Annotated in this window: 22 protein-coding genes; 15 read left to right on the top strand and 7 right to left on the bottom strand. The window is 65.4% G+C overall.

Annotated features, from left to right (window positions below; genetic code table 11):
- Nucleotides 1–17: 17 nt before the first annotated feature.
- The 3 genes from QM672_RS00790 to QM672_RS00780 form a co-directional block, all read right to left on the bottom strand.
- Nucleotides 18–965, bottom strand: coding sequence for a DUF6282 family protein (locus QM672_RS00790; RefSeq protein WP_415080350.1), 948 nt, complete (start codon nt 963–965; stop codon nt 18–20).
- 46 nt (nt 966–1,011) lie between these two features.
- The gene (locus QM672_RS00785; RefSeq protein ID WP_367625194.1) at nt 1,012–1,932 is read right to left on the bottom strand and encodes a hypothetical protein; all 921 of its coding nucleotides are present in this window, start codon (nt 1,930–1,932) and stop codon (nt 1,012–1,014) included.
- 133 nt (nt 1,933–2,065) lie between these two features.
- Nucleotides 2,066–2,848 (bottom strand): IclR family transcriptional regulator, encoded by a 783-nt coding sequence (locus tag QM672_RS00780; protein WP_149253883.1) that lies wholly within the window; start codon nt 2,846–2,848, stop codon nt 2,066–2,068.
- 114 nt (nt 2,849–2,962) lie between these two features.
- Here QM672_RS00780 and QM672_RS00775 point away from each other — a divergent pair, with 114 nt between their 5' ends.
- Entirely contained in the window at nt 2,963–3,748 is a 786-nt protein-coding gene (locus QM672_RS00775; protein ID WP_367625195.1) for an HpcH/HpaI aldolase family protein, read from the top strand.
- A 28-nt stretch (nt 3,749–3,776) separates the two neighbouring features.
- Here the strand turns inward: QM672_RS00775 and QM672_RS00770 are convergent, their stop codons facing one another.
- From QM672_RS00770 to QM672_RS00760, 3 genes are read right to left on the bottom strand one after another with little or no spacing between them, the layout of a single operon-like run.
- Entirely contained in the window at nt 3,777–4,055 is a 279-nt protein-coding gene (locus QM672_RS00770; RefSeq protein ID WP_149253881.1) for a DUF6460 domain-containing protein, read from the bottom strand.
- A gap of 2 nt (nt 4,056–4,057) precedes the next feature.
- A complete protein-coding gene (locus tag QM672_RS00765; RefSeq protein ID WP_415080349.1) occupies nt 4,058–5,728 on the bottom strand; it encodes a cisplatin damage response ATP-dependent DNA ligase in 1,671 nt (556 codons plus the stop codon).
- Nucleotides 5,725–6,765, bottom strand: coding sequence for a ligase-associated DNA damage response exonuclease (locus QM672_RS00760; RefSeq protein WP_415080348.1), 1,041 nt, complete (start codon nt 6,763–6,765; stop codon nt 5,725–5,727). The genes QM672_RS00765 and QM672_RS00760 overlap by 4 nt, the downstream gene beginning before the upstream one ends.
- Nucleotides 6,766–6,895: 130 nt before the next feature.
- Here QM672_RS00760 and QM672_RS00755 point away from each other — a divergent pair, with 130 nt between their 5' ends.
- The 9 genes from QM672_RS00755 (at nt 6,896) to pdeM (ending at nt 16,023) form a co-directional block, all read left to right on the top strand.
- Nucleotides 6,896–7,966 carry a purine-nucleoside phosphorylase gene (locus tag QM672_RS00755; RefSeq protein WP_415080347.1) on the top strand — a complete coding sequence of 357 codons (1,071 nt, stop codon included), beginning with the start codon at nt 6,896–6,898 and terminating at the stop codon, nt 7,964–7,966.
- A 331-nt stretch (nt 7,967–8,297) separates the two neighbouring features.
- Nucleotides 8,298–8,573 carry a DUF4242 domain-containing protein gene (locus QM672_RS00750; protein ID WP_311942855.1) on the top strand — a complete coding sequence of 92 codons (276 nt, stop codon included), beginning with the start codon at nt 8,298–8,300 and terminating at the stop codon, nt 8,571–8,573.
- A gap of 53 nt (nt 8,574–8,626) precedes the next feature.
- Nucleotides 8,627–9,070, top strand: coding sequence for a VOC family protein (locus tag QM672_RS00745; RefSeq protein ID WP_311942857.1), 444 nt, complete (start codon nt 8,627–8,629; stop codon nt 9,068–9,070).
- Entirely contained in the window at nt 9,054–10,127 is a 1,074-nt protein-coding gene (locus tag QM672_RS00740) for a GlxA family transcriptional regulator (RefSeq protein WP_311942860.1), read from the top strand. Before QM672_RS00745 ends, QM672_RS00740 begins: the two co-directional genes overlap by 17 nt.
- Before the next feature lie 554 nt (nt 10,128–10,681).
- Nucleotides 10,682–11,593: a class I SAM-dependent DNA methyltransferase gene (locus tag QM672_RS00735; RefSeq protein WP_394313700.1), complete on the top strand. Its 912-nt coding sequence runs from the start codon at nt 10,682–10,684 to the stop codon at nt 11,591–11,593.
- Nucleotides 11,594–11,732: 139 nt separating this feature from the next.
- The gene (locus tag QM672_RS00730; protein WP_415080346.1) at nt 11,733–12,086 is read left to right on the top strand and encodes a hypothetical protein; all 354 of its coding nucleotides are present in this window, start codon (nt 11,733–11,735) and stop codon (nt 12,084–12,086) included.
- Nucleotides 12,087–12,157: 71 nt separating this feature from the next.
- Entirely contained in the window at nt 12,158–12,511 is a 354-nt protein-coding gene (locus tag QM672_RS00725; protein WP_415080345.1) for a hypothetical protein, read from the top strand.
- Between the two features lie 172 nt (nt 12,512–12,683).
- Complete coding sequence (locus QM672_RS00720) at nt 12,684–15,332, top strand: ligase-associated DNA damage response DEXH box helicase (protein ID WP_415080344.1); 2,649 nt, start codon at nt 12,684–12,686, stop codon at nt 15,330–15,332.
- A 1-nt stretch (nt 15,333) separates the two neighbouring features.
- Nucleotides 15,334–16,023: a ligase-associated DNA damage response endonuclease PdeM gene (pdeM, locus tag QM672_RS00715; protein ID WP_394313703.1), complete on the top strand. Its 690-nt coding sequence runs from the start codon at nt 15,334–15,336 to the stop codon at nt 16,021–16,023.
- Nucleotides 16,024–16,095: 72 nt separating this feature from the next.
- On the opposite strand, the gene QM672_RS00710 is transcribed toward pdeM, so the two are convergent.
- Nucleotides 16,096–18,399 carry a hypothetical protein gene (locus tag QM672_RS00710; RefSeq protein WP_415080343.1) on the bottom strand — a complete coding sequence of 768 codons (2,304 nt, stop codon included), beginning with the start codon at nt 18,397–18,399 and terminating at the stop codon, nt 16,096–16,098.
- A gap of 521 nt (nt 18,400–18,920) precedes the next feature.
- Between QM672_RS00710 and QM672_RS00705 the strand changes: the two genes are divergently transcribed.
- The 5 genes from QM672_RS00705 (at nt 18,921) to QM672_RS00685 (ending at nt 23,376) form a co-directional block, all read left to right on the top strand.
- Complete coding sequence (locus QM672_RS00705; RefSeq protein ID WP_082979729.1) at nt 18,921–19,373, top strand: MerR family transcriptional regulator; 453 nt, start codon at nt 18,921–18,923, stop codon at nt 19,371–19,373.
- Nucleotides 19,374–19,964 (top strand): SCO family protein, encoded by a 591-nt coding sequence (locus QM672_RS00700; protein WP_415080342.1) that lies wholly within the window; start codon nt 19,374–19,376, stop codon nt 19,962–19,964.
- A 145-nt stretch (nt 19,965–20,109) separates the two neighbouring features.
- A complete protein-coding gene (locus tag QM672_RS00695; protein ID WP_415080341.1) occupies nt 20,110–20,970 on the top strand; it encodes a transporter substrate-binding domain-containing protein in 861 nt (286 codons plus the stop codon).
- 279 nt (nt 20,971–21,249) lie between these two features.
- On the top strand, nt 21,250–21,792 hold the full coding sequence (locus tag QM672_RS00690; RefSeq protein WP_311942886.1) for a GcrA family cell cycle regulator: 543 nt from the start codon (nt 21,250–21,252) through the stop codon (nt 21,790–21,792).
- Between the two features lie 213 nt (nt 21,793–22,005).
- Nucleotides 22,006–23,376, top strand: coding sequence for an RtcB family protein (locus QM672_RS00685; protein ID WP_415080340.1), 1,371 nt, complete (start codon nt 22,006–22,008; stop codon nt 23,374–23,376).
- Nucleotides 23,377–23,432 lie beyond the last annotated feature (56 nt).

The raw sequence follows: 23,432 nt of genomic DNA, 5'->3' as shown, positions 1-23,432 counted from the left end.
TTGCGTCAGGCGTAGGCTCAGGCCGCCTGGGAAACGAGTTGCTCCAGCCCGAGCACATGCGCCGTGTTGGTCGAGACCATCCGGCGGATCGCCTCGTCGGAATAGCCGAGTTCCAGGCACAGGCGCACGCCGCGCCGGAATCCTTCCAGCGGGCTGAACACGCCGACCTGCCCGAGATCCGAACACAGGATGGTGCGGTCGACGCCGGCCGCTTCGATCTGCTGGCGCAGATCCTCCGCCGAGCGGGTCTTGAACTTCGATCCTTCCAGGAACATGCAGAGCGAGTGCTCCACATAGGCGCCCATGGCGGCGATCTCCTTCACATCGTCCAGGCTCGCGCCGACGATGTCCTCCGGATGGGTGAAGATCAGGCGCTCGACGCCGCGGCGCCGCGCTTCCTCGAACAGGATCCAGGTCTCGCTGACATGGAGGTGGCCGCTGGCAAGCGCCATGCCGCTGCGGGCAATGACGTCCAGGACTTCCTTGACGTCGTCGAGCACCTGCTTGTTGGCATCGAGGACCGGGACCGCCCGGGCCGGCCGCATCTTCTGGGTCGACGCCGGATGCGACCAGGAGGAGGTCTTTTCCCATTCGAGATGGTTCTCGGCGGCCAGTGTCGGCATCCAGACGATCTTGCCGCCCATCGCCGCGGTATGCTCGACGGCGTAGGGATTGATGCCTCCCACCACATTGTTGAGCACGATGCCGGAAAAGACCTTGGTGGTGAGTTCCGGATGATGCTGGGAAATCAGGGCCGCCGTCGCAACGCCGGCATAGTCGTGATCCTTGGTGATCACCGCCGCAAAGCCCGCCTCCGACATCTGGCGGGCCAGTTCCAGATGGTCGAGCCCGCGCGGCGCGATCGAAGGCCCGCTATGGACATGGGGATCGATCGCCCCCTTGAGCAGCGCGTCGATGCGCTTGGTATCCCCGGCCGATCCGGTATCAATGGTCAGTGCGTCCATGGTACTGCCTCCTTCGTCCTGCCTGCTCTACTGCGCGATCGGTGCGTCAGGACGGGGTCCCGGCACCCTCGGCCGGCATCGGATAGTCGGCGGCGTTCAGCACCCAGCCGGGCTTCAGCGAAAAATCCCGGCGCGGCGGGCAGAAGATGTCGACGAGCTGATTCACCCCGGCGAGCATGCCGCGGGAGGTATGGATCGCCGGCGGCGGGATCACCATCACCGAGGGCGCTTCGCAATATTCGTGCTGGTCGTCGCGCCAGGCGTTGAGATCCGTGGTCCAGGGCCAGCGCAGATGGTGGGTGAAGGCTCCCTCCAGCGCGAGGGAGATCTGTTCGAAATCGTCGTGATGATGCGGCGAGAGCTTGGTGACGTCGCGCGGCCCGTGCTGCACCGGCAGGACGTTGACCATCATGGTCGAGCCGCGCCAGATGCGCCCGAACCGCCCCGGTTCGTCCGGCACGTCGAGCGAATAGACATGAAGCCGCGATCCGCCCGCCGCTTCCGGCCAGGGCTGGAAGGGCGCCACATTGGGATGCGGCGTGTCATAGGATGCCGCGTTCGCACAGCGGGCCACGAGATCCCCGGCCCTGGTGGTGAACAGGCGCACGACCGGCCCCGATCCCACGATCCGGATCGTGCTCGGGCCGGGCGGAACGAAGGCAATCGAATAGCCTGGCACACGCGTCTTGCCATCGGCGGTCTCGACCTCGGCGCTGACGGCGGCATCGGGCAAGAGCAACACATATTCGTCGGGCTGCGCGGCGCGGGAGAAACAGGCGCCATCCCGCGCTTCGCTATAGGCGACCACGCAATGCTGGCTGCGGATGAGCCAGCTGCGGCCATTGGCATCGTCCTCCTGGGGCGGGGCCTCATAGAACTTGCCGCAATCGGCGCCGGCGAAGGCGGTCGCCATTGGCCCGGCCTGGACCGACGCCAGCGTCGAACGCGGATCCGAAGCATCATACATGGCAACCTCCCAGCGGCCCGGCGCAGGTCACGCCCAATCAGCCATTTTCCTTTTTTTGTTTCGTTAACCGAAACGGTGTTCTATTTATTTTTGAAGCAAAGTCCTCCCTTGTCAAGAGGGCCGCCAGCGGCCGTCAATCGAGCACGTAGCCCAGCGCTTCGGAAACCTGCTTTGCGGCCCTGACCGTCCGCTCGATCTGCTCGGCGGTGGGCGTCTCGGTGATGAACTGCACGGAATCGACGATCGCCAGCGTCCCGACCAGGGAGCCGGCTGCATCGAAGACCGGGGCCGCCAGCGCATTGAGGCCGATCAGGATCTCGTTCGGCGCGATTGCCCAGCCGGCCTGGCGCACGCGCTCGATCTCCTTGCGCAAACCGCCGGGCGTGACGATCGTCGCCTGGGTGCGGCGCTCCAGGCGCATGCCGAACACGGTGGCCCGCAAGGCGTCATTGCCGAAGGCAAGGGCGATCTTGCCCTGGGCTGAACTGTGAAACTCGAGCAGGGACCCCGGCCGGACGCCAATCTCGACGGTGGATTTACCCGGGACGGTGGTGAGCACGCGCACCCCCTCCGCTTCCAGCTGGGCGATCACCGCCGAATGGCCCAGGCTGTCGCGCAATTCCCGCAGGGCCCGGGCGCTGGCCGAGACGATGTCGCGCCCCTCCCCCACGGCCTGCCCCAGCTTGATCAGGCGGCTGCCGAGCTGATAGCGCTCCGTCTCCGGCAGCTGGACGATGTAGCCATGCTGCACCAGCGTCTGCAGATAGCGCCAGATCCGGCTCTTGGTGGTCTCCAGGGCGACGGCCATCGCCGACACGCCCATGGGCCGCCCCTCCTCCGCCAGCAGTTCCAGGATGCGCATGGCCAGAACCACCGCCTGCACGCCGTCACCGCCCGGGCCGCTAACACGAGGCATTCTTCAGTTCCTCACGAGGCAGGGCAGGCCCGGCCATTGACACGGGCGCCCTTTAGGTTGAACCTAATCATAGAAACAATGTTTCGACTATCGAAACAAGAGAAAATCATCGCCATGCACGACAATGCCCCCGCACGCCCGGCCGACGCCTTCCGCCAGCGCCTGCTGTCGCGAAAGCCCCTGCTCGGATCGTTCATCAAGACACCCACCGTCCACGCGACCGAAATCCTCGGCGATCTCGGTTTCGACTTCGTTGTCGTGGACGAGGAACATGCTCCCTTCGATCGCGGCCAGACCGAACTGATAATGCTGGCCGCACGCGCAGCGGGCACCGCCGCGATCGTCCGCGTGCCCGAGATCGCCCGCATCCTCGGTGCCCTCGACGATGGAGCCGCGGGCGTCCTGGTTCCGCATATCTCCTCCGCGGCGAGGGCCCGCGAGGCCGCCGCGGCCTGCCGCTATCGCGGCGGCCGACGGGGCTTTTCCAATTCGCCGCGCGCCGGGCGCTATGGCGGCCTCGGCATCTGGCCGCATGTCGACCGGCAGGACGCCCATGTCAGCCTCATCGCGATGATCGAGGATCCTGAAGCGCTGGCGGAGATCGATACCATCCTGGCAACCGAGGGCCTCGATGCCGTCTTCATCGGGCGGGGCGATCTTACGGTAGCCCTGCAGGCCGAGAGCCCCGAGGCGCCGCCGGTACAGGCTGCCGTCGAGACAATCTGCGCCGCGGCCGAACGGGCGGGCAAGCCAGTCTGCATGATGGTGGCCAACGCCGCCGAAGCGAAGCGCTACCATACAATCGGCGCCTCTACCTTCATCGTGGCCTCGGACCAGGCCTTCATGCGCAGGGCGGCGGCCGAAAGCCTGGGCAGCTTTGCCAAGGAATTCGCCGCGTAGCGAGACCCGGCGACAGGGGTGTGCCGTTCTATTTGCGCCCGCCGGAGGGGGCGGATTTCAACAGGCGCAGCACGAGCCAGATCGGTACCACGATCACCGCGCCGAGCAGGAAATAGCCGAACAGGTCCTTGATCATGCCGAAACCCTGCGCCGAGAGGCGCTCGAGGAAGTGCCGAAGCCTGGCAAGGAGTTCCCAGGGGGTGAGGTCGAGCCAGGCCAGCACGAGGCCCACGGCAACAGAAACCACCACCAGCTTGATAATCGTGCCCATCACCGAGCCGCCCATGAACTTCTCCAGCCCAGCCATAGCTAATCTCCTGTCGTACCAGCCCCTATTTCGGGCGTGACGGCCGTGCGGTCAAGCAGGGCAGTGAGGCTTTCCAGCCTGTCGGCCTCGCCGGGCGGCTTGTCCCAGCGCAAGCGCGCCAGCCGAGGAAAGCGCATGGCGACGCCGGATTTGTGGCGACTGGAGCGCGCCAGTCCCTCGAAGGCGACTTCCACCACCAGGCCTTTGTCTGCGGTGTGGACAACTTCCCGCACCGGGCCGAAGCGGTTCACCGTGTTGTTGCGGACGAAACGGTCGATGTCGCGCAGTTCCTCGTCGGTGAAGCCGAAATAGGCCTTGCCGACCGGCACCAGCTCCTCGCCCTTCCACACGCCGAAGGTGTAGTCGGAATAGAAGGAGGAGCGCTTGCCATGCCCGCGCTGGGCATACATCAGCACCGCGTCGATGCGGAACGGCTCACGCTTCCATTTGAACCACAGCCCCTTCGGCCGGCCCGGCACATAGAGGCTGTCGCGCCGCTTCAGCATCAGCCCCTCGACCGCCTCGGCATCAGGACCGGCCCCGGCGTTGGCGGGATTCTCCCGGGCCAGCGCCAGGGCATCCGGTGCGGCGAAGGCGACCAATGGCGAAAGGTCGAGACGCGGGCAAGCCAGGCGTGCCACGAAGGCTTCCAGCCGCGCACGCCTTTCGATGAAGGGACGGTCACGCAGGTCCTCCTCCCCTTCGGCCAGCAAATCATAGGCCCTGATATGAGCGGGATAGTCGGCGATGAGCCTCGGCGTCACACTCTTGCGGTTGAGCCGCTGCTGGAGAGCGTTGAAATTCTCGATGCGGCCTTCGCCATCCTCGCCGAGCCGCCGCACCAGCAATTCACCGTCGATGGCGCCCTCGAAATCGAGGGCCTCGACGAGATCGGGAAAGGCCGGGGCGATATCCTCGCCGGTGCGCGAATAAAGGCGCAGCATCGGCCCGTTCGCGGTGCGCGCGCCGACGGCCTGGACGCGAATGCCGTCCCATTTCCATTCCGCCACATGGCTGTCCGGCAGGATGGCCGCAAGATCGCCCTCCTCCAGGGCATGGGCCAGCATCACCGGCCGGAAGGGTGCCGGATTGCCGCTCTCGGGCCGCTCGCCCTTGCCTTGCGCCCAGGCAAACAGGCTCTCATAGGGCGGCTGCAGGCCGGGCCAGGCCAACTCGATATCATCAGGGGACAGGGCGCCCAGCGCGGCCACGGCGCTCTTGGCGAGACGGGCGGAAGCTCCGATCCTGAGCGCACCCGTGATCAGCTTGAGGAAGGCCCACCGTCCTTTCTCATCCAGCGCGTCGAGATGGCGGGCGATCAGCGCCGGCATTTCCGAACGGCCGGCCTGGCTCAGGGCCTCCACCACTTCCGACAGGCTGGGCGCATGGTTCATGCCCGGCCGGGCCGGCCACATCAGCGCGATGGTTTCGGAAAGATCGCCGACATAGTCGTAGGACAGCGCGAAGAGCTCGGGATCGGCGCGCTCACCAATCAATTCACGCAGCAGGGCCGGCTTGGCGTTGCGGAAGGACAGCGCCCCGGTGATCGCCGCCAGCGCATAGCCGCGGTCCGGATCGGAGGTCTCGCGGAAATAGCTGGTCAGCAGGCGCAGCTTGGCGTTGCGGCCCGGCTCATAGGCAAGGCGGTCGAGCAGTTCGGCGAAGCGGTTCATGCCTCCTCGGCCTCCTCGTCGCCATAGCCGATCATGTGCAGGGGCTGGGCCTTCAGCCCCTGGCTGCGGGCCCAATGCACCAGCGCGTCCTCCTGGCCATGGGTGACCCACAGCTCCGAACAGCCCGTTTCCAGGATCGAGCGCTGCAGATCGGGCCAATCGGCGTGGTCGGAGATCACCAGCGGCAGCTCGGCACCGCTCTGGCGCGCCCGCGCCCGGATGCGCATCCAGCCCGACGCGTAGACGCTGAGGGGATCCGGCATCTTGCGTGACCAGACTTCCTGGGCTGCGCTGGGCGGGCAGAGCACGATGGCACCGGCCAGTCCGGCCGGCTTGACGTCGCGCACCAGCTGCAGCGCCCCGAGTTCGATGCCGAAATCCTGATAGAGGCGCGTCACTTTCTCCATGGCGCCATGCAGATAGATCGGCGCCTGATGCCCGGCATGGCGGGCCATGGCGATGATGCGCTGCGCCTTGCCGAGGGAATAGGCGCCGACGAGATGGGCCCGCTCGGGAAACAAGGCCAGCGAATCCATGAGCTTGCCGATCTCATGCCGGGGATCGGGATGGTGGAACACCGGCAAAGCGAAGGTGGCTTCCGAGATGAAGACGTCGCAGGGCACCGGCTCGAAGGGCAGGCAGGTCGGATCGGCCTGGCGCTTGTAATCGCCCGAGGCGACGATGCGCAGGCCCTTCGCCTCGAAGGCGATCTGCGCCGAGCCCAGCACATGGCCGGCGGGATGGAAGGTCGCGCTCACACCGCCGAGATCGATCGTCTGCCCGAGGATGGCGGTCTGGCGGGTCTCGCAAAAATCCTCGCCATAGCGCGCCGCCATGATCGCCAGCGTCTCGGCGGTGGCCAGCACCTGGCGATGGCCGGCGCGGGCATGATCGGAATGGGCATGGGTGATCAGGGCCCGCTCGACTGGCTTGATGGGATCGACATGGACGTCCGCCGGTGGGCAGTACAGCCCCGACGGCGTCGGAATCAGCAAGTCCGAAGGCCGCATGGCGAGAACATAGGGTGAAAGCGGCATGGGGCCAAGGTGTCGTCCGCAACCCCGCTTCGGGCAGCCTCGATCTTTGCAGGGTATCGGCGACGCGGACAGGATGACAGCGCCGCATCCATGCGATACCGGAAGAAGCCACCCTGGAGATCCAATCCCGATGCTGTTCACCCGGACGCCGATGCTGACCAATGCCCGATCGCGGGTGTCATCCACCGGCAAACATCTCATCGGCGCCGGCCTTGCGGCGGCTTTCGCCCTCATCGGCAGCGCTCATGTCAGCGCCGCCGAGCGGATTGCCCCCAAGGTGATGGTGATCACCATGTTCGGCGAGGAAACCAAGCCCTGGCTCGAGGCTCGCAAGCTGACGACGAAAATCAAGGTTCCCGGCCTGTCGAAGGACTATCCCGACGTCGCCTGCGATTCCGAGGGCCTATGCGTGATGACGACCGCCATGGGCTATGCCAATGCGGCCAGTTCGACGGCAGCCCTTGTGCTCGGCGGCCAATTCGACCTGAAGCAGACCTATTTCCTGATCGACGGCATCGCCGGCATCGACCCCAAGGATGGCACGCTGGGATCGGCGCTGTGGGCACGCTATGTCATCGATGGCGGGCTGCGCCACGATATCGACCCACGCCAGATCCCGTCCGACTGGCCCGACGGCATGCTGCCTCTCGGCGCCGCCAAGCCGAGCGACAAGGCAGGCTGGAGCGCCGGTACCGAGGTCTATGCCCTCAACGCCAAACTGGCGGAAAAGGCCTTCGCGCTGACCCGCTCGGTCGAGCTCGCCGACGGCAAGGATGCCGAGGCTTATCGCGCCCGCTACCAGGACGAGGCCGCCCGCGCCAAGCCGGCGGTGAAGCTGTGCGACACCATCTCGATCGATACCTATTGGCACGGCTCCAGGATCGGCGACGCCATGGAGCGCTGGGCCAGGCATGCCACCGACGGCAAGGCGAATTACTGCACCACCCAGATGGAAGACAATGCCACGCTGACCGCCCTCAAGCGCGGCGCCGATGCCGGCCTGCTCGATTTCGAGCGTATCGCCGTGCTGCGCACCGCCTCCAATTTCGATCGCGAGGCACCCGGCCAGAGCGCGGCGGAATCGCTCTCGGCTAAGTCCGGCGGCTTCGGCCCGTCCGTCGCCAATGCCTATCGCGTCGGCTCGGCCTTTGCCGATGCCATCATCAAGGATTGGCCGGACTGGTCGGCCGGCGTCCAATAAACGCTTCGCTGGATCATCCTCGCACGGCTCCTGTGGGCAGGAGCGCCGAGATCTGCTGCGCTTTTGCCTGAAATCCCCGAGCGCAAAAGCTCGAAACGGCTGGGGCCGTCTCGGCGCGCCGGCTGCTTCCTGCCTGGGGCCGGCGCCCGATTGGCGCGATTGGTGGGGACTTCGTCGCCCGCGTCCGCTGCCGGCCGGCTAGGATGCGCAGGGCTGAGGACAGCTCGTCCGATTGTCACGATCACCATCCGACATTGTCGAAACTGCCGCCTGTCCTGCCGATGGGAACCGGACGATCCTCGCCTTCCTCACCCGCAAACGGAGCGAAGAGATGAAGCGCTATGTGATCGAACGTGACATTCCTGGGGTCGGCGGCCTGAACCGGGACCAGCTCAAGGATGTCGCCCGCACCTCGAATGCCGCCTTGGCCAAGCTCGAGGGTCGGGCCCAATGGCTGCAGTCCTATGTGGTCGATGACAAGACCTTCTGCGTCTACCTGGCCGAGAACGAGGACGCTGTCCGCGAGCATGCAAAGCTCAGCGGCTTTCCGGCGACCAAGATCACCGAAGTCCGCAGCGTGGTCGAGCCGATGACGGCCAATTCCTGACGCCGGGACGCCGCCTCCTCCAGGCGGCGTCCGTTCCTGGTTGGATGAGGCCGATGCGAAATCCGCAATTTCCAGACCTCGGTCGTCCGTGCCGTGGCCTCCTGCGCTGGGTCGATCTCGCGGCAACGAATATTGCGAGCGCCAAGGTGTTCTATGCCGGCATGTTCGGTTGGAGATCGAGTGATGAAGCGATGAACGGCGGTCAATTTACCCGATTCAATGTGTCCGGCATGGATTTCGGCTCTGCCTACCAGCTCAGCCATGCTCATCGCGCACAGGGCGTACCTTCGCATTGGACGCCCTATTTCGAGGTGGGCGATCTCGAGGAGGCCCTCGCACGCTCCATCTCCCTCGGCGGCGAGGTGGTCGTCCACTCGGCCAACGCACCGGGTTTGGCACGGATCGCCCTCATCCTCGATCCGGTCGGTGCACTGGTCGGATTGTGGGAGCTGCCTGGCGCAGGCTTCACGGAGAGCTCCGATGCTGGCGCAGGCTGAAGCCTCGAGCGACTCGGCAGCGGCCAAACTGGGAGCCAAGCCGATCGAGGTCACGATCGTGCTGCTGGATGGCGGCTATGCCTCGACCGCCATTGGCCCGCTCGAGGTTTTTCACTCGGCCGGTTCTCTGTGGAATTGGCTTCATGGTGAGACCCCGAGGCCGCCATTCCGGGTTCGGACTGTCTCCATCGACGGCCAGGGCGTGACCAGCCTGTGCGCACTGGGCCTGGTGCCGACATTGTCGATCGACGACGTCGAGCACGCGGACATCGTCATCGTGCCGGCCTCCGGCTGGGACATCCAGGATCGCTTCATCGGCGATGAGGCCTTCCTCTCCTGGCTGCGCAAATGGCATAAGCGGGGTGCCTACATCGCTGGCATCTGTACGGGCGTGATCTTCCTGGCCGAGGCCGGGCTGCTCGACGGGCGGATCGCAACGACGCATTGGGGCGTTGCCGACATCCTGCGCCGGCGCTACCCGCAGGTTCATTGGCAGACCGAGCAATTCGTCACCGAGGACGGTCATATCCTGTGCAGCGGTGGCGTCTATGCCTCGATCGACCTCAGTCTCTATCTGGTGGAGAAGTTCTGCGGCCATGAGGTCGCCCTGCAATGCGCCAGGTCCCTTCTCGTCAGCATGCCGCGCGGCCGCCAATCCGGCTACGCCGTGCTTCCCCTCTCGCGTCCGCATGCGGACGGCCGGGTTCGCGAGGCCGAGGAGTATCTGCGCATGCATTTCGACAAGGACGTGTCGCTCGATGCGCTGGCGGGGCGCAGCGGCATGAGTCCGCGCAATTTCATCCGCCGCTTCAAGGCTGCGACCGGTTCCCTGCCCGGTGCCTATGTCCAGATGCTGCGCATGTCGGCGGCAAAGGAACTGCTGGAAGCCGGGGCGACGTCCATTCAGGCGGTCTGCGCCAAGACGGGTTATGCCGACATCGTGTTCTTCAGGAGCCTGTTCAAGCGCCACACCGGCATGACCCCGGCGGAGTATCGACGACGCTTCGCCCATATGAATTTCGACCGCAGCGAATTGGTCGCCGGCCACAGGGCCTAGAGCGTTTTGCGATCTGGTGGAATCACCAAGAACCGCAAAGACGCCTTAGCCAATCCTTCGGGTTGGCTTGGAAACAAGGAGTTCGAGCAAATGAGCGTTCACGCCTGAACGCGCTTTGCTCTAGGCATCCTCAACCTCACCGGAGGTCTCGCATGGGCGCTCAACCGGCAGCCCCGAGATGGCTTGCGTCCAAGATCCGCGCATTCGCCCGCCTCGGCGCTGCTGCGGTCTCTCGCCATCGCGAACGAATCTGCCACGCCCGCACGCTGGAGGCACTGAACGACCGTGGTCTCCGGGACATCGGCCTGTTCCGCGTCGGCGCGAAAATCCGAGCGGAACGCTTCGCCGATTGCTGCCATCATCTCAGGTCGCCCCAGGCGGAAGAAGACCCATTCGGGGCCTGGCAGAGCACGCACAATGCAGCCTGCGATCGAGCGCCAATGGATCCGGGTGGCAACAGCAATGCGATCGGAGCCACGGATTGAACCGCCCCTGCGAGTGCGGCCTATTCTCTTGCTATTCTCTTGCCGCAGGTCCTGGCCTATAGGCGTGCCATGCTCAAAGCCCGCTCCTCCGGCAACGCCGTTGCCGACCGCCGCTTCGCCTATGCCATGGCCTACAAGGCGGGGGGCGATCTTGCTTCGGCTGCAGAGTTGGTGGTGCAGGCCCTCGACGAAGCGCCGGATTGGGCTGCCGGCTGGCTGGCCCTCGGCGATCTCAACGAGACGCTCGGCCGCCGGCGCGAAGCCATCGATACCTATCGCCAGGCCCTTCGTCTCGACCCGGCCGACGAAGCCGGAGCCGGCGCACGCCTGGCCCGGCTCGGCGAGATGCCGCCCGACGGCGCCATGACGCCGGCCCATATCGCCGCCTTGTTCGACGAATACGCGCCGCGCTTCGAGCGTTCCCTGGTCGACGATCTCTCCTATCGCGGGCCTGCCCTGCTGCGCATGGCCCTGGAGGGGATCGGCCGAAACGGACCGTTCCAACGTGCCCTCGATCTGGGCTGCGGCACCGGCCTTGTCGGCGAAGCCTTCCGCCCGCTCTGCCAGGACATCGTCGGGGTCGATCTTTCCGCCGCCATGCTCGCCAAGGCGCGGGCCAAGCAGGTCTATCGGCAGCTGGAGCAGGCCGAGATCGCCGATTTTCTTCTCCGGCAGGCCGCGGATAGCGCCGACCTGATCCTGGCAGCCGACGTCTTCATCTATCTCGGCGATCTCGATAACATCTTCCATCAGGCCGCCCGTATCTTGGTGTCGGGCGGCCTGTTCGTCTTTACGATCCAAAGCCACAGCGAGCCGGCCGCCTTCATCCTGAACCACGATCTACGTTACGCTCATTCACGGGGCGGCATCGAGAACTGGGTGGCCGGGGCCGGCCTGCACCTGCGCCATCTCGACGATGCCTGGGCTCGCACCGATCGGGGCATGCCGGTACCGGGCCAGGTCGTCGTACTCGAGCGATAGCCGCCCCCGGAGAGAAAGATCGGGCGCAGCTCCCGGTACGCCGTGTGCCTTGGCAAAATGACTTCCCAAACGTAAGGATGGCCTGGGGGACTTGGCTGCTTGCCAGCCAGAGGAGAGTCATGCGCTTGAAGGGGGCATCATGTTTTCGAGAGTTTCCGCGGTCGTCCTGGCCGGTCTCGCCTGCACGAGCTGCGCCACCAGCGACGGATTGCAGACCCTGACGCGGACGGCTGACCAGACGCCGCGCGGCCGGGTCGTCAAGAACACCACCCGCATCACCAACGGCATCCTCGCCGGCAATTTGATGGTGTCGAATTTCTACTACTGGAATCGGCCGCAACCGGTAACGGCGCCAATCCTGCGCGACATGGACATCCGGGCCCGCCGCGCCGGCTGCCTCGACGGCAATGCCCCGACACGCCGCAGCGTCAGCGCTCGCTGGGGTACCTACACCTCGGCCTATCGCATCATCGGCCATTACGACTGCGACTGAACGCCCCGGCGGCGCAGGACGCCCCGCGAACAGCTTTCAACCAAGACACAGCCTTTCCCGGAGGAAAGACCATGGACTCGAAACTTCTCATCGTGGCTGCCGCGGGCCTCAGTCTTGCCAGTTGCGCCGGCCGCAGCGACCTGGACCTGATCACCCGCACCTCGCAGGACACCGCACGGGGCGAAGTGGTCAAGCGTATCTCGCGCATTGATGGGGGCCCTTTTGCCGGCGGCCTCATGGTCTCCAATTTCTACTACTGGCGCCGGTCGCAGCCGATCACTCCGGCCATCCTGCGGGATTTCGATGCACGCGCCCGCCGTGAAGGCTGCGCCGGAGGCCTGCCGCCGATGCGCCACAGTCTCACGGGGCGCTGGGGCAATTATGTCTCGGCCTATACCATCATGGCGATCTATGATTGCCGCTAAAGCGTTTTGCGATTTGGCACTATTGCCGACGATCGCAAAGACGCGTCAAAAACAAGGAGCTAAAGCAAAAAGGCGTTTTCGCGAAAACGCGCTTTGCTTTGGACACTTCAGCTCCGCAGTGGACATCTGACCGCGGCACGCCAATATCTCCGCAGGAATTGGCGATAGCGGCATGAACGAACAAAGCGGGACGCGGGAGAACGGAGATCCAATCTCCACAGCCCCGCTCCCAACTCTTCCGGCGATCTTCGCAAACTGGTTCGCTGCGCGCGGCTGGACACCGCGGCCGCATCAGCTCCAGCTTGTCGAGAAGGCGCGCAGTGGGCGTTCGGCCCTGCTGATCGCCCCCACCGGTGCCGGCAAGACCCTGGCTGGCTTCCTGCCGAGCCTGATCGATCTCGCAGCTCGCCGCGCCAATGGTCCCGCCGCGCTCCACACGCTCTATATCTCGCCCCTGAAGGCGCTGGCTGTCGATGTCGCCCGCAATCTGGAGCGTCCCGCCGGCGAGATGGGCCTGCCCATCCGCATCGAGACCCGCACCGGCGACACGCCCCAGGCCAAGCGCCAGCGCCAGAAGCGCGATCCGCCCGATATTCTGCTGACCACCCCCGAGCAGCTCGCTTTGCTGCTGGCAAGTCGGGAGGCTGCCGACCTCTTCGGCGGTCTCAAGCGCGTGGTGTTGGACGAACTTCATTCCATCGTCACCTCCAAGCGCGGCGACCTGCTTGCCCTCGGCCTGGCGCGCCTGCGGCATTTCGTGCCGGATCTCGAAGTCGTCGGCCTCTCGGCCACGGTGCGCGATCCGGACGAACTGCGGCGCTGGATCGTGCCCCAATCCCCGGGTCACCCTGCCATGGCCGACCTGGTGATCGCCGAGGGCGGCGCGGCGCCGGTGCTCGACATCCTCGAAACCGCCGAGCGGCTACCCTGGGCCGGGCACACGGCGCGCCACGCCATGGCCGAGCTCTACGCCCTGATCAAGGCTCACAAGACCACGCTCGTCTTCGTCAACACCCGCATGCAGGCCGAGTTCGTGTTCCAGGAACTCTGGCGGGTGAACGAGGAGAATCTGGCCATCGCGCTCCATCACGGCTCGCTGGAAGTCGGCCAGCGCCGCCGGGTCGAGGAGGCCATGGCGGCCGGCCGGCTCAAGGCGGTGGTCTGTACCTCCACCCTCGACCTCGGCATCGACTGGGGCGACGTCGATCTCGTCATCAATGTCGGTGCACCCAAGGGGGCTTCCCGCCTGCTGCAGCGCATCGGCCGTGCCAATCACCGGCTGGACGAGCCCTCGCAGGCGATCCTGGTGCCGACCAACCGTTTCGAGGTGCTGGAATGCAAGGCGGCCGTCGATGCGGCCAAGGCCGGCGAGCAGGACACGCCGATCGCCCGCACAGGCGCCCTCGACGTGCTGGCCCAGCACGTGCTCGGCGTCGCCTGCGGGGCGCCCTTCGATGCCGATGCGCTCTACCGGGAAATCGTTTCCACCGAAGCCTATGCCGGGCTCGACCATGCGACGTTCGACGACGTCCTCGCCTTCGTGGCCACCGGTGGCTATGCCCTGAAGACCTATGACCGCTTCGCCAAGATCCGGCAGGGCAAGGACGGCCTGTGGCGCGTCGCCAATCCCATGGTGGCGCAGGCCTATCGGCTCAATGTCGGCACCATCGTCGAGGAAGCCCTGCTCAAGGTCCGCCTTTCCAATCGCGGTCCGCGCGAGCCGACGCGCATGGCCGCCGACAAGCCGACGCCCTATCTGCCCTGGTTCATGGACCCAAAGGCCTCCGGCCCGCCCAAACGCAAACCGGGCGAGACCACGGCCCGGCGCGGCTTCGGCCGGGTGCTGGGCGAGGTCGAGGAATATTTCGCCGAAGGGCTTTCGGTGGGCGACACCTTCCTGTTCGCCGGGGAGATCCTGCGCTTCGAAGGCATCCAGGAAGAGGACGTGCTGGTCACCCGCGCCCCGCCCGGGCGCGATCCGAAGATCCCCTCCTTCGCCGGCGGCAAGTTTCCGCTCTCCACGCATCTGGCCAGCCGGGTGCGCTCGATGCTGGCCGATCCCGACAGCTGGGGCGGATTGCCGGACCAGGTGGCGGACTGGCTGCGCCTGCAGCGCGACATCTCCCGGATGCCGCCGGCCGGCGACCTCCTGGTCGAGACCTTTCCGCGCGGCAATCGCCATTACCTGGTCTGCTATCCCTTCGAGGGCCGCCTCGCCCATCAGACGCTGGGCATGCTGCTGACGCGCCGGCTGGAACGAGCCAAGCTGAAGCCGATGGGTTTCGTCGCCAACGACTATGCGCTCGCGGTCTGGGGTGTCTCGGACATGCACCGGGCCGCTATGGACCAGCTTTTCGACCAGGACATGCTCGGCGACGATCTCGAGGAATGGCTGGCAGAGTCCGCCCTGATGAAGCGCATGTTCCGCACCTGCGCCATCATCTCGGGCCTGATCGAGCGCCGGGCTCCCGGCAAGGAGAAGACCGGGCGCCAGATCTCGGTATCGACCGACCTCGTCTATGACGTGCTGCGCCAGCACGAACCTCACCACATTTTGATGCGCGCCGCCTGGGAGGATGCGCGCACCGGCCTGCTCGACCTCCAGCGCCTGTCCGGCATGCTCTCGCGCATCAGGGGCCGAATCATCCATAAGAGGCTGGATCGCATCTCGCCTCTGGCGGTACCGATCATGCTGGAGATCGGCCGCGAGCCGGTCTATGGCGAGGCGACGGACAGCGTCCTCGCCGAGGCAGCGGATGATTTGATCGCGGAGGCCATGGTTGGACGGCAGGATCGACCCGACGACAGAGAAAGCGCCTGAGATGATCCGGCGGGATGAAGCCGTGCTGGCGGTCGCGGGCGTCGAATTCCTCGCCACCGCCGACGGCGCGCTGGTCTGGCTCGAGGAAAGCCTGGTCGTCGTTTCGGACCTGCATCTGGAAAAGGGCTCCTCCTTCGCCGAACGCCGCGTGCTTCTGCCACCCTATGATACCGCCGAGACCTTGAAGCGCCTGGCGCGGCTCCTGTCCCGCTTCGGCGCGAAGCGACTAGTCTTCCTCGGCGACAGTTTCCACGACCGCCGCGCCGATACCCGTCTCGCCACCGGCGATCGCGAAGCGCTGCAACGCTGCATTCACGGGCGCGAGATATTCTGGATCGCCGGCAACCATGATCCGGATCCGCCCACGGGCATTGGCGGCACCGCAACGCCGGAACTCGCCATCGGGCCGGTGCTGTTCCGTCATGAGCCATCGGCAAGAGCCGAGCCGGGCGAGATCGCCGGCCACCTGCATCCGGTCGCCCGGGTGGCGACGCGCGGCAGGTCGCTCAGGCGGCGATGCTTTGCCGGCGACGGCCGGCGCGCCATCCTGCCGGCCTTCGGCGCCTATGCCGGCGGGCTGAACGTGCGCGACGCTGCCTTCGCGCCGCTCTTTCCCGACGGCTTCACCGCCCATCTGATGGGCGATGAACGCGTCTTTGCCTTCCCGCGCGCACGCTGCCTGGGCGGGTGAGGGAGTGCCACTTCCTTCTCCCCTCGTGGGAGCGGGCTGGTCACTCCTCATCTTGCTGGAACAAAGCTCCCCTCAGCAGGGATGGTGCCCAGCCTTGCCGCCATCGAGCGCCGCGCGTTGCGACGGCGTCAGGCGCGGCTCGATCTCCGCCAGCTTCATCAGGGCGTCGGCATCGCCCGCCGCGGCGGCCAGTGCGAGGAAGCGGTAGGAAACGGCGAGATCACGCGGCGTGCCGAGCCCCCGAGCCGCCAGCAGGGCGTAATTATACTGGCTGGCGACATGGCCCTTCTCGGCGGCCTGATGGAACCAGCGAGCCGCCTGTTCGTAATCGGGAGCGCCCATGACGGCGCCATTGGCATAGAGCACGGCCAGATTGTACATCGCGTTCACGGAGCCATGCTCGGCCGCGCGCTGATACCACAGCCCGGCCAGCACGGCATCCTGGCCGACTCCCCTGCCCTTGTCATAGGCCAGCCCCAGCAGGAACAAGGCCGGGGTATAGCCCATCTGGGCCGCCTGGCGATACAGCCCGGCCGCCTTGGCAAGATCCTGGGTGGAGGCATCGGGCCGATCGAGCCGGCGTGCCTCCTCGAACCAAACCAGGGCCTGGCCGGCCTGCTCGGGCTTGGGTATGGCGATCTCCGGCCGCATCTGGGGCGTTGCCGACGTGCTCAGGCGCGTCATGGGCCGGCTGCTAGGTGCGGCGCCGGCCTTGCCGCCCTGCAGCGCGCCCAGCATCATGGTCACGGCCGCCAGTCCCAGCAGGATCGGGCGCTTGTGCCGTTTGTAGAAAGGTTCACCTCCGGTCACGGGATCGTTCTCCTCGCGCGTGATAGCCCCCTCGGCCTCGTTTGCGGCACGCGCCGCCCGCCGCGCCGCGGCGATGAAGGCGCTGCGCGTTCCGCTCGGTGGCGGCGAGCCGCCCGCCCCGAGTGCGGAAACCTGGCTGGGACGGCCGGTATTGTGCGGTGTGTCGGTGACAGAACTGCGGGGGCCGTCACCCGCAAGGGATCGCGGCAGGTCATCCGACCAGGCGATGTCGTCGGGTCGCTCGCGGCCGAACAAGGGCGGAACCCCCGCCAGATCCGGCGGTCCGGCAACGACCGCTCCGCCCCGGCTCCTGACCACCTCCTCGACGGAGGCAAGGCGGTTGCCGAGCTGGTGCAGCAGCGATTGCAAGGAGTCGAGAGCCTTTCGAGTGTCCCGGACATCGTCCTGCTGGTACTGGCGCAGTTCACGATAGATCCGCTGCAATTCCTCCGGCAAGGCGGCCAGCGCCGATCCGGCCAATGTCTCGCCGAAAGCCGCCCGCAGCTGCGCAGCGCCAGGCCCGCCGCCGGCGAGCCCCTCGATGCTGCCGGCCATGGCAGCGATCTGCCGCTCCAGGGCGGAGAGAGCCGCCTCGTCGACGACACGCCCATCCAGGCCTTCGAGCCGGGCCATCACCCCCGTAAGCGAGGCACTGGTCGAGGACTGCGCCTCGTCGACGGCCTGGCGCAGGGCATCGATCTTCTCATGAAGCTCGTGTGTGCTCTCGGGCTGGCGGACGAGATCGCCGATGCGGGCGCGAATATCGGCCGTCTCCCGCTGGAGTGTGGCCAGCACGGCCGGATCCTGGGCCTGGCGTGCCAACAGATCGAGTTTCTTGTCGAGGCGCGCAAATTGTTCGGGGGAACGGATGTCGGCCACGTGCCGGCTGAGATCCGCCATCTCCGCACGCAGGCCGGCGAGATCCTCCTGGCCGGATGCGGCCGGGGGATGGCTGCGCCTGAGTTCGGCGACCTCCCGCGTCAGCGCCGCAATCTGCTCGCTCAGATCATCGCGAGGAGCAGGCTGGACCGAAGGTACGGATGCGGACGAACCGATCTTGTCGGCCATGCCGGCGATGCGCTGCTCCAGATCCCGCGCCAGATCGTCGAGGGCATCGACTTCGCCGACCGGCGCCGCAGGGGCGGGCCGGGACGCAAAACCATCGACCAGGGCATCGACCAGGGCAGCCATCTGCACCTCGCTCTGCTCCTGCCTGTGGATAAGTTGCTCGATCAGCCCCGCCATTCTGGCTTCACTCGCACGGATATGGCGCGCGAGCACTGCCGCACTGACTTCTACCGTCTGGATCTTTCGTTTCGGGTCATCGGAACCACTACCGACATACCTCTCCCGGGTCGCAGCCAGTTTCCGAGCAATCGCGGCCAAGGGCGATTCCGGCAGGTCGCTCTGCGTCTCAAAAAGCGACGGTTCATGCAATTTCTGCTCGGCAACAGTGGATTTGAGCCATTGTGCAAGCGTCATGCCCGAGCGGCGGGCCAGAACGGCGGCAGCTTCGCGCGTCTGGGAATCGACGCCCTCGACACTCCATGACGCTGCTTGGCTCATTTGGCTTCCCGTGCCGACGAACGGCCTGATTCTCACGCCTCTCCCAGCCTCCGCCCCGGAAAACCGGGCCGGGAACGCGTGGAGAGGGCGGCACGCAGTGCCCGCAACAGCAGGTTTCGCGCAACAGGGTAAATATCCTGTTAACCCTCACTGCCCTAGCGCTCTTCCCGATGGCAACAACATTGCAGAGCATCCAAAGCGCTTTTTTTACTAAAAACCTTCCGACCCGAACTGCAGAGCAGACGGGAAAGTGGGATACCTTGCAAGAACCGACATTAGACTTTGCAACAAGGTCAGAATTCTGTTGATGCTCGTGTTGTTCGAAACGCTCAACGCGCCCTAATTTAATACGTTACCCTTGAAAGGAAGCAGAGCGAGGGCTATGATCTCCCTGCTGGAGATTTGGGCGTTCGCTTGGTAATATATTAATTGCTGACGCCCCCCGGATTTCGTATTATGGTACCTGTTGCAACGAATGAGTAGCGGCGCTGCTAGCCTGTAACGGGCGCGAGAGAGAGACCATGTCAAAGTTGGAAGCCAGGTCGGCAACAAACACAAAAGGCCAACCGGTGACGGTATTCGTAGCAGAGACAGAAAACGCTACGAATAGCACGACCACCTATACAATAGGTGACCTTGCGCGAGAATTTGGCGTTACTTTGCGAACCTTGCGCTTCTACGAGGACAAGGGTCTCCTCAATCCTACGCGCGACAACCTGACTCGGCTCTATAGTGCACGCGATCGTGAGCATCTGCAACTTATCCTTAAGGGTAAGCGGCTGGGTTTTACCCTGGTAGAAATCGGCGAGATGATTGCCCATCACGGTGAAGGCAAGACGGCGAGTCTCGATATCAGCGCCAGCACCGTCCGCGAGCAGATCGAACATCTGGAGCGTCAGCGCCGCGAGATCGATGAAGCCCTGGTCGAATTGCGCCGCAGCTACGAGGGATTGGCCAACGCCCTGCCGCGTTAAGTGGCCGTATTCCTGCGTCGAAAATACCTGATCGGCAGCGCAGCGTTCCTTGTGTTTGCCGGCCTTGGTCTATGGGCCCTCTTCCTTTTCCTGCACAAGCCCATCAGCGTGATCGACAGGCCGTTCAAGTTGACGGACGCTGAAGGCCGCGTGTTTGACTCCAAGGAATTGCAGGGCAAGCCGAGCCTGGTCTATTTCGGCTTCACCCACTGCCCCGACATTTGCCCGACGACCTTGTTCCTGCTCGCGCAGGCGCTGAAGAAACTCGGGCCGGACGCCTCGCGGATCAACGCCCTCTTCATCACTGTCGATCCCGACCGGGACACGCCCGAGCAATTGAAGACCAGCCTCGCCGCCTATGACCCTCACCTGCGCGGCCTGACCGGCGACCCGGCACAACTCGCCTCGATACGCGACATCTACGGTATAGAGGCAAATATCTTGCCTGGGACAGGCAAGAACTACAATATCGACCACACCGACACCGTATTTGTACTCGACAAGAATGGCCGCGTACAATCGAGCTTCGACCTGCACGCCTCTTCGGACGAAGTGGTTGCTCTTCTGGAAACTGTCATGCAGGCTCGATAAAGTGCGACATCGAGGGTTGGCCTTGCAACCGGCATCCAGGAAAGGATCGGGCACTCCCTGCCAGGGCAGCAGCCAACTCCAGGACACATCCATGGACCCCGCCGGGAAACCCTGCCCGGCCCCGCTGCAATAGGAATATGGCCTGTTGAAATTCGGTGCCCTCTGGACGCTCCTCCTCGGATTGATGCTCGCCATCCTCGCCCATGGCAACAGCACGGCAGCCCCGACCGGCACCGGCCCCTACGGCCTGTGGGATCCGCACCGGCGCCCGGAGCGGCCGGATCTGAAATCCGTACGCCGGATCCGCTTCCTCACGGAGGACGATTTTCCGCCTTTCGACTTCCAGGGATCCAGCGGCGCCCTGGAAGGCTTCAATGTCGACCTCGCCCGCGCGGTCTGCCGGCAGCTGAAAGTCCCCTGCACCATCCAGGCCCGGCGCTGGGACACCATCGTCGCAGCCCTGGAAGAGGGGCAGGCGGATGTGATCGCTGCCTCGCTCGTGCCGAGCAAGGAAGCCCGCGAAAGACTGCAGTTCTCCCGCCCCTATTACATGCGCCCCGCCCGCTTCGCCATGCGGCGCCAGGACCCGCCACCGGCCCTGACGCCGGAGGGACTGGCCGGCCGTCGCATCGGCGTCGTCGCCGACACGGCGCATGCCGCTTACGCCAAGGCCTATCTCAAGACCGCCAACCTGGTATCCTTCGCCAATGACGCGGCGCTGCGCGAGGCGCTCAAGCGCGGAGAAATCGACCTGGTCTTCGCCGACGGCATCGGCCTGTCGCTCTGGCTCAACGGCTCGGAGGCCGGCAATTGCTGCAGCTTTGCGGGCGCGCCCTATCTCGACGGCCACTTCTTCGGTGACGGCATCGGCATGGCCATGCGCCGGGAGGACGGGGATCTCAAGCAGGCCATCGACTATGCCCTTTTCCAGATCTGGGAACAGGGCATCTATGCCGATCTCGTGCGCCGCTGGTTTCCTGTCGATCCCTTTGCAGGCCTTCCGTGACGTAAACGGAAACTTGCACGCCCTCCGCTGTTACCGAAAAGACTCACTTTGTCGCCGAAGCTGGGGAAAACGCACCCCGCGCCAGCAGGACTCTTGCGCGAGAGTCACTGCCTATTGTAGTTAAGGCTTCGTTAAGCACGACATCTCGTGCGGCGTCTCGTAACTCCTGTCAGCTCATGGCGTGCATGCGCAACGATGTTCTGTCGACATCGTGGCTGATGGGAAAGGATTCGGCGTAGCGAATTCGGGCGAAAACAAGGCGGAAGGCAGGAGAGGCTGATGCACTGGACAGACGAGCGGGTAGAACTTCTGAAAAAGCTGTGGTCAGAAGGTCTGTCTGCTAGCGCCATTGCCACAGAACTTGGCGGCGTCACACGCAACGCCGTGATCGGCAAGGTGCATAGACTCGGTTTGTCTGGCCGGGCCAAGGCGCCCGCGCCGGCACCACAGCGTCGCATCAAGCCCACGCGGGCTCCCTCGCATCCGCTCCGCACCCAGACCTCCGCGCCCGTGGTGCGGGGCAATACCGCCCTCGCTCCGCAGATCATGCCGCTCGTCGCCATTGAAGAACGCCCCGAACCCGCCTTGCGTCCGGTCGAGGAAGTCGTCATCCCGATGTCCGAGCGTGTCACCATCATGGAACTGCGCGAGCATATGTGCCGCTGGCCGCTGGGCGATCCCGGGCGTGAGGACTTCCGTTTCTGCGGCAGCCGCGTCGGCCCCTCTGGCCCCTACTGCCCCCATCATGCCTCGATCGCCTACCAGCCGGTGCTCGACCGTCGGCGTGAGCGCGACAAGGAGCGTCGCGCCGCCCGCGCCTGATCGCAGCCTTCCATCCGATCCATTCAAAGGCAGGGATTTCCCTGCCTTTTTCTTTGCGGCGTACTGGTACCTTTCCCAAAGGGAAATCCGCTTGCTTTTAGCGGCGCATCGGCCTAAACGCCGTGCCGCCCCAAACTCTTGTTGCGCGGCGTTGCAAGACAACACACCGGAACCAGAGCAATGACACGGAATGTGGACGGGGCATCTCCCGACATGACCGCAACCACTGGCACCATCGATGGCACGACGCTGATTGCCTGGGGCTTTCAGCCCGGCAAGTGGTTCGGGCAGGCCCTGGCCGAGGCCAATCGCCTGCGCCAGGCCGGCGCGGATGACGATGCCATCTTCACCGCCCTGCAGGCCTTGCAGCCGGTCGAGACCCTGCTGCGCACCAATGGCCTGCCCTATGGCGTCTTCCTCGACGCCGAAGGCGAACTCGAACGGGCCAACCTCGCGGCCGTGACCGCGCATATGGACGCTCTCATGCGGGTGCCGACCATCGTCGCCGGCGCCGTGATGCCGGACGCCTGCCCTTCCGGCACCGCTCTCGGGACGATCCCGGTCGGCGGCGCGGTCGCCTGCGAGGACGCCATCCATCCCGGCTTTCATTCCGCCGACATCTGCTGCTCGGTGGCGATCACCGTGTTTGCACGCAAGGATGATCCCAGGCGCATCCTCGATGCGGTCCAGGCCGCGACTCATTTCGGCCCCGGCGGACGCAAGGCGATGATCGTCCCGGATTTCGCGCCCGACATCGATGCCACGCTGCAGGCCAATCCCTTCCTGCACGGGCTCGGCAACATCGTAACAGGCCATTTCGGCTCGCAGGGCGACGGCAATCACTTTGCCTATGTCGGCCACCTCAGCTCCAGCGGCCAGCCGGCGCTGGTGACCCATCACGGTTCGCGCGGGCTCGGTGCCCAGCTCTACAAGCGCGGCATGGCAGCCGCCCGCAGGCACACCCAGATCGTGGCGCCGCGGGTGCCGGCCCACAATGCCTGGCTGCAGGCTTCGAGTGAAGAGGGGCAGGCCTATTGGCAGGCTCTGCAATTCGCGCGGAGCTGGACCAAGGCAAGCCATTTCGCCATTCACGACCTTGCCGCCCGATCGCTGGGCAATGCCGTGGCCGACCGGTTCTGGAACGAGCACAATTTCGTGTTCCGGCGCGATGACGGGCTCTATTATCATGGCAAGGGAGCCACGCCCTCCTGGACCGGCTTCTCGCCGGATGACGACGGCCGCACGTTGATCCCGCTCAACATGGCCGAACCGATCCTGATCACGACGCATCGCGACCGCAAGCAGGCCCTCGGCTTCGCCCCGCACGGGGCGGGCCGCAATCTCAGCCGCTCGGCCTTTCTGCGCCAGGAAAAGCCGGGCCTGCCCGAGGGTATCGACGTGCGCTTCTATTGTGGCAAGGCGGATCTGTCCGAATTGCCGCAGGCCTACAAGAATGCTGCCGCGGTCCGGGCCCAGATCGACAAATACGGCCTCGCCGAGGTGATCGACGAGGTCCTGCCCTATGGCTCGATCATGGCCGGCGACTGGGAGCAGGACGCACCCTGGCGCAAGAAGCGGAGGTGAACCGCGAACCTGCCGGCATCTCGCCCGTTCCTGCCCCATGCCTTTACCGCGCGGGA

It is taken from the genome of Labrys sp. (in: a-proteobacteria) (assembly GCF_047605565.1).
In the GTDB taxonomy this organism is placed as follows: Bacteria; Pseudomonadota; Alphaproteobacteria; order Rhizobiales; family Labraceae; genus Labrys; species Labrys neptuniae.
This window is presented reverse-complemented; position numbering and strand designations above follow the sequence as displayed.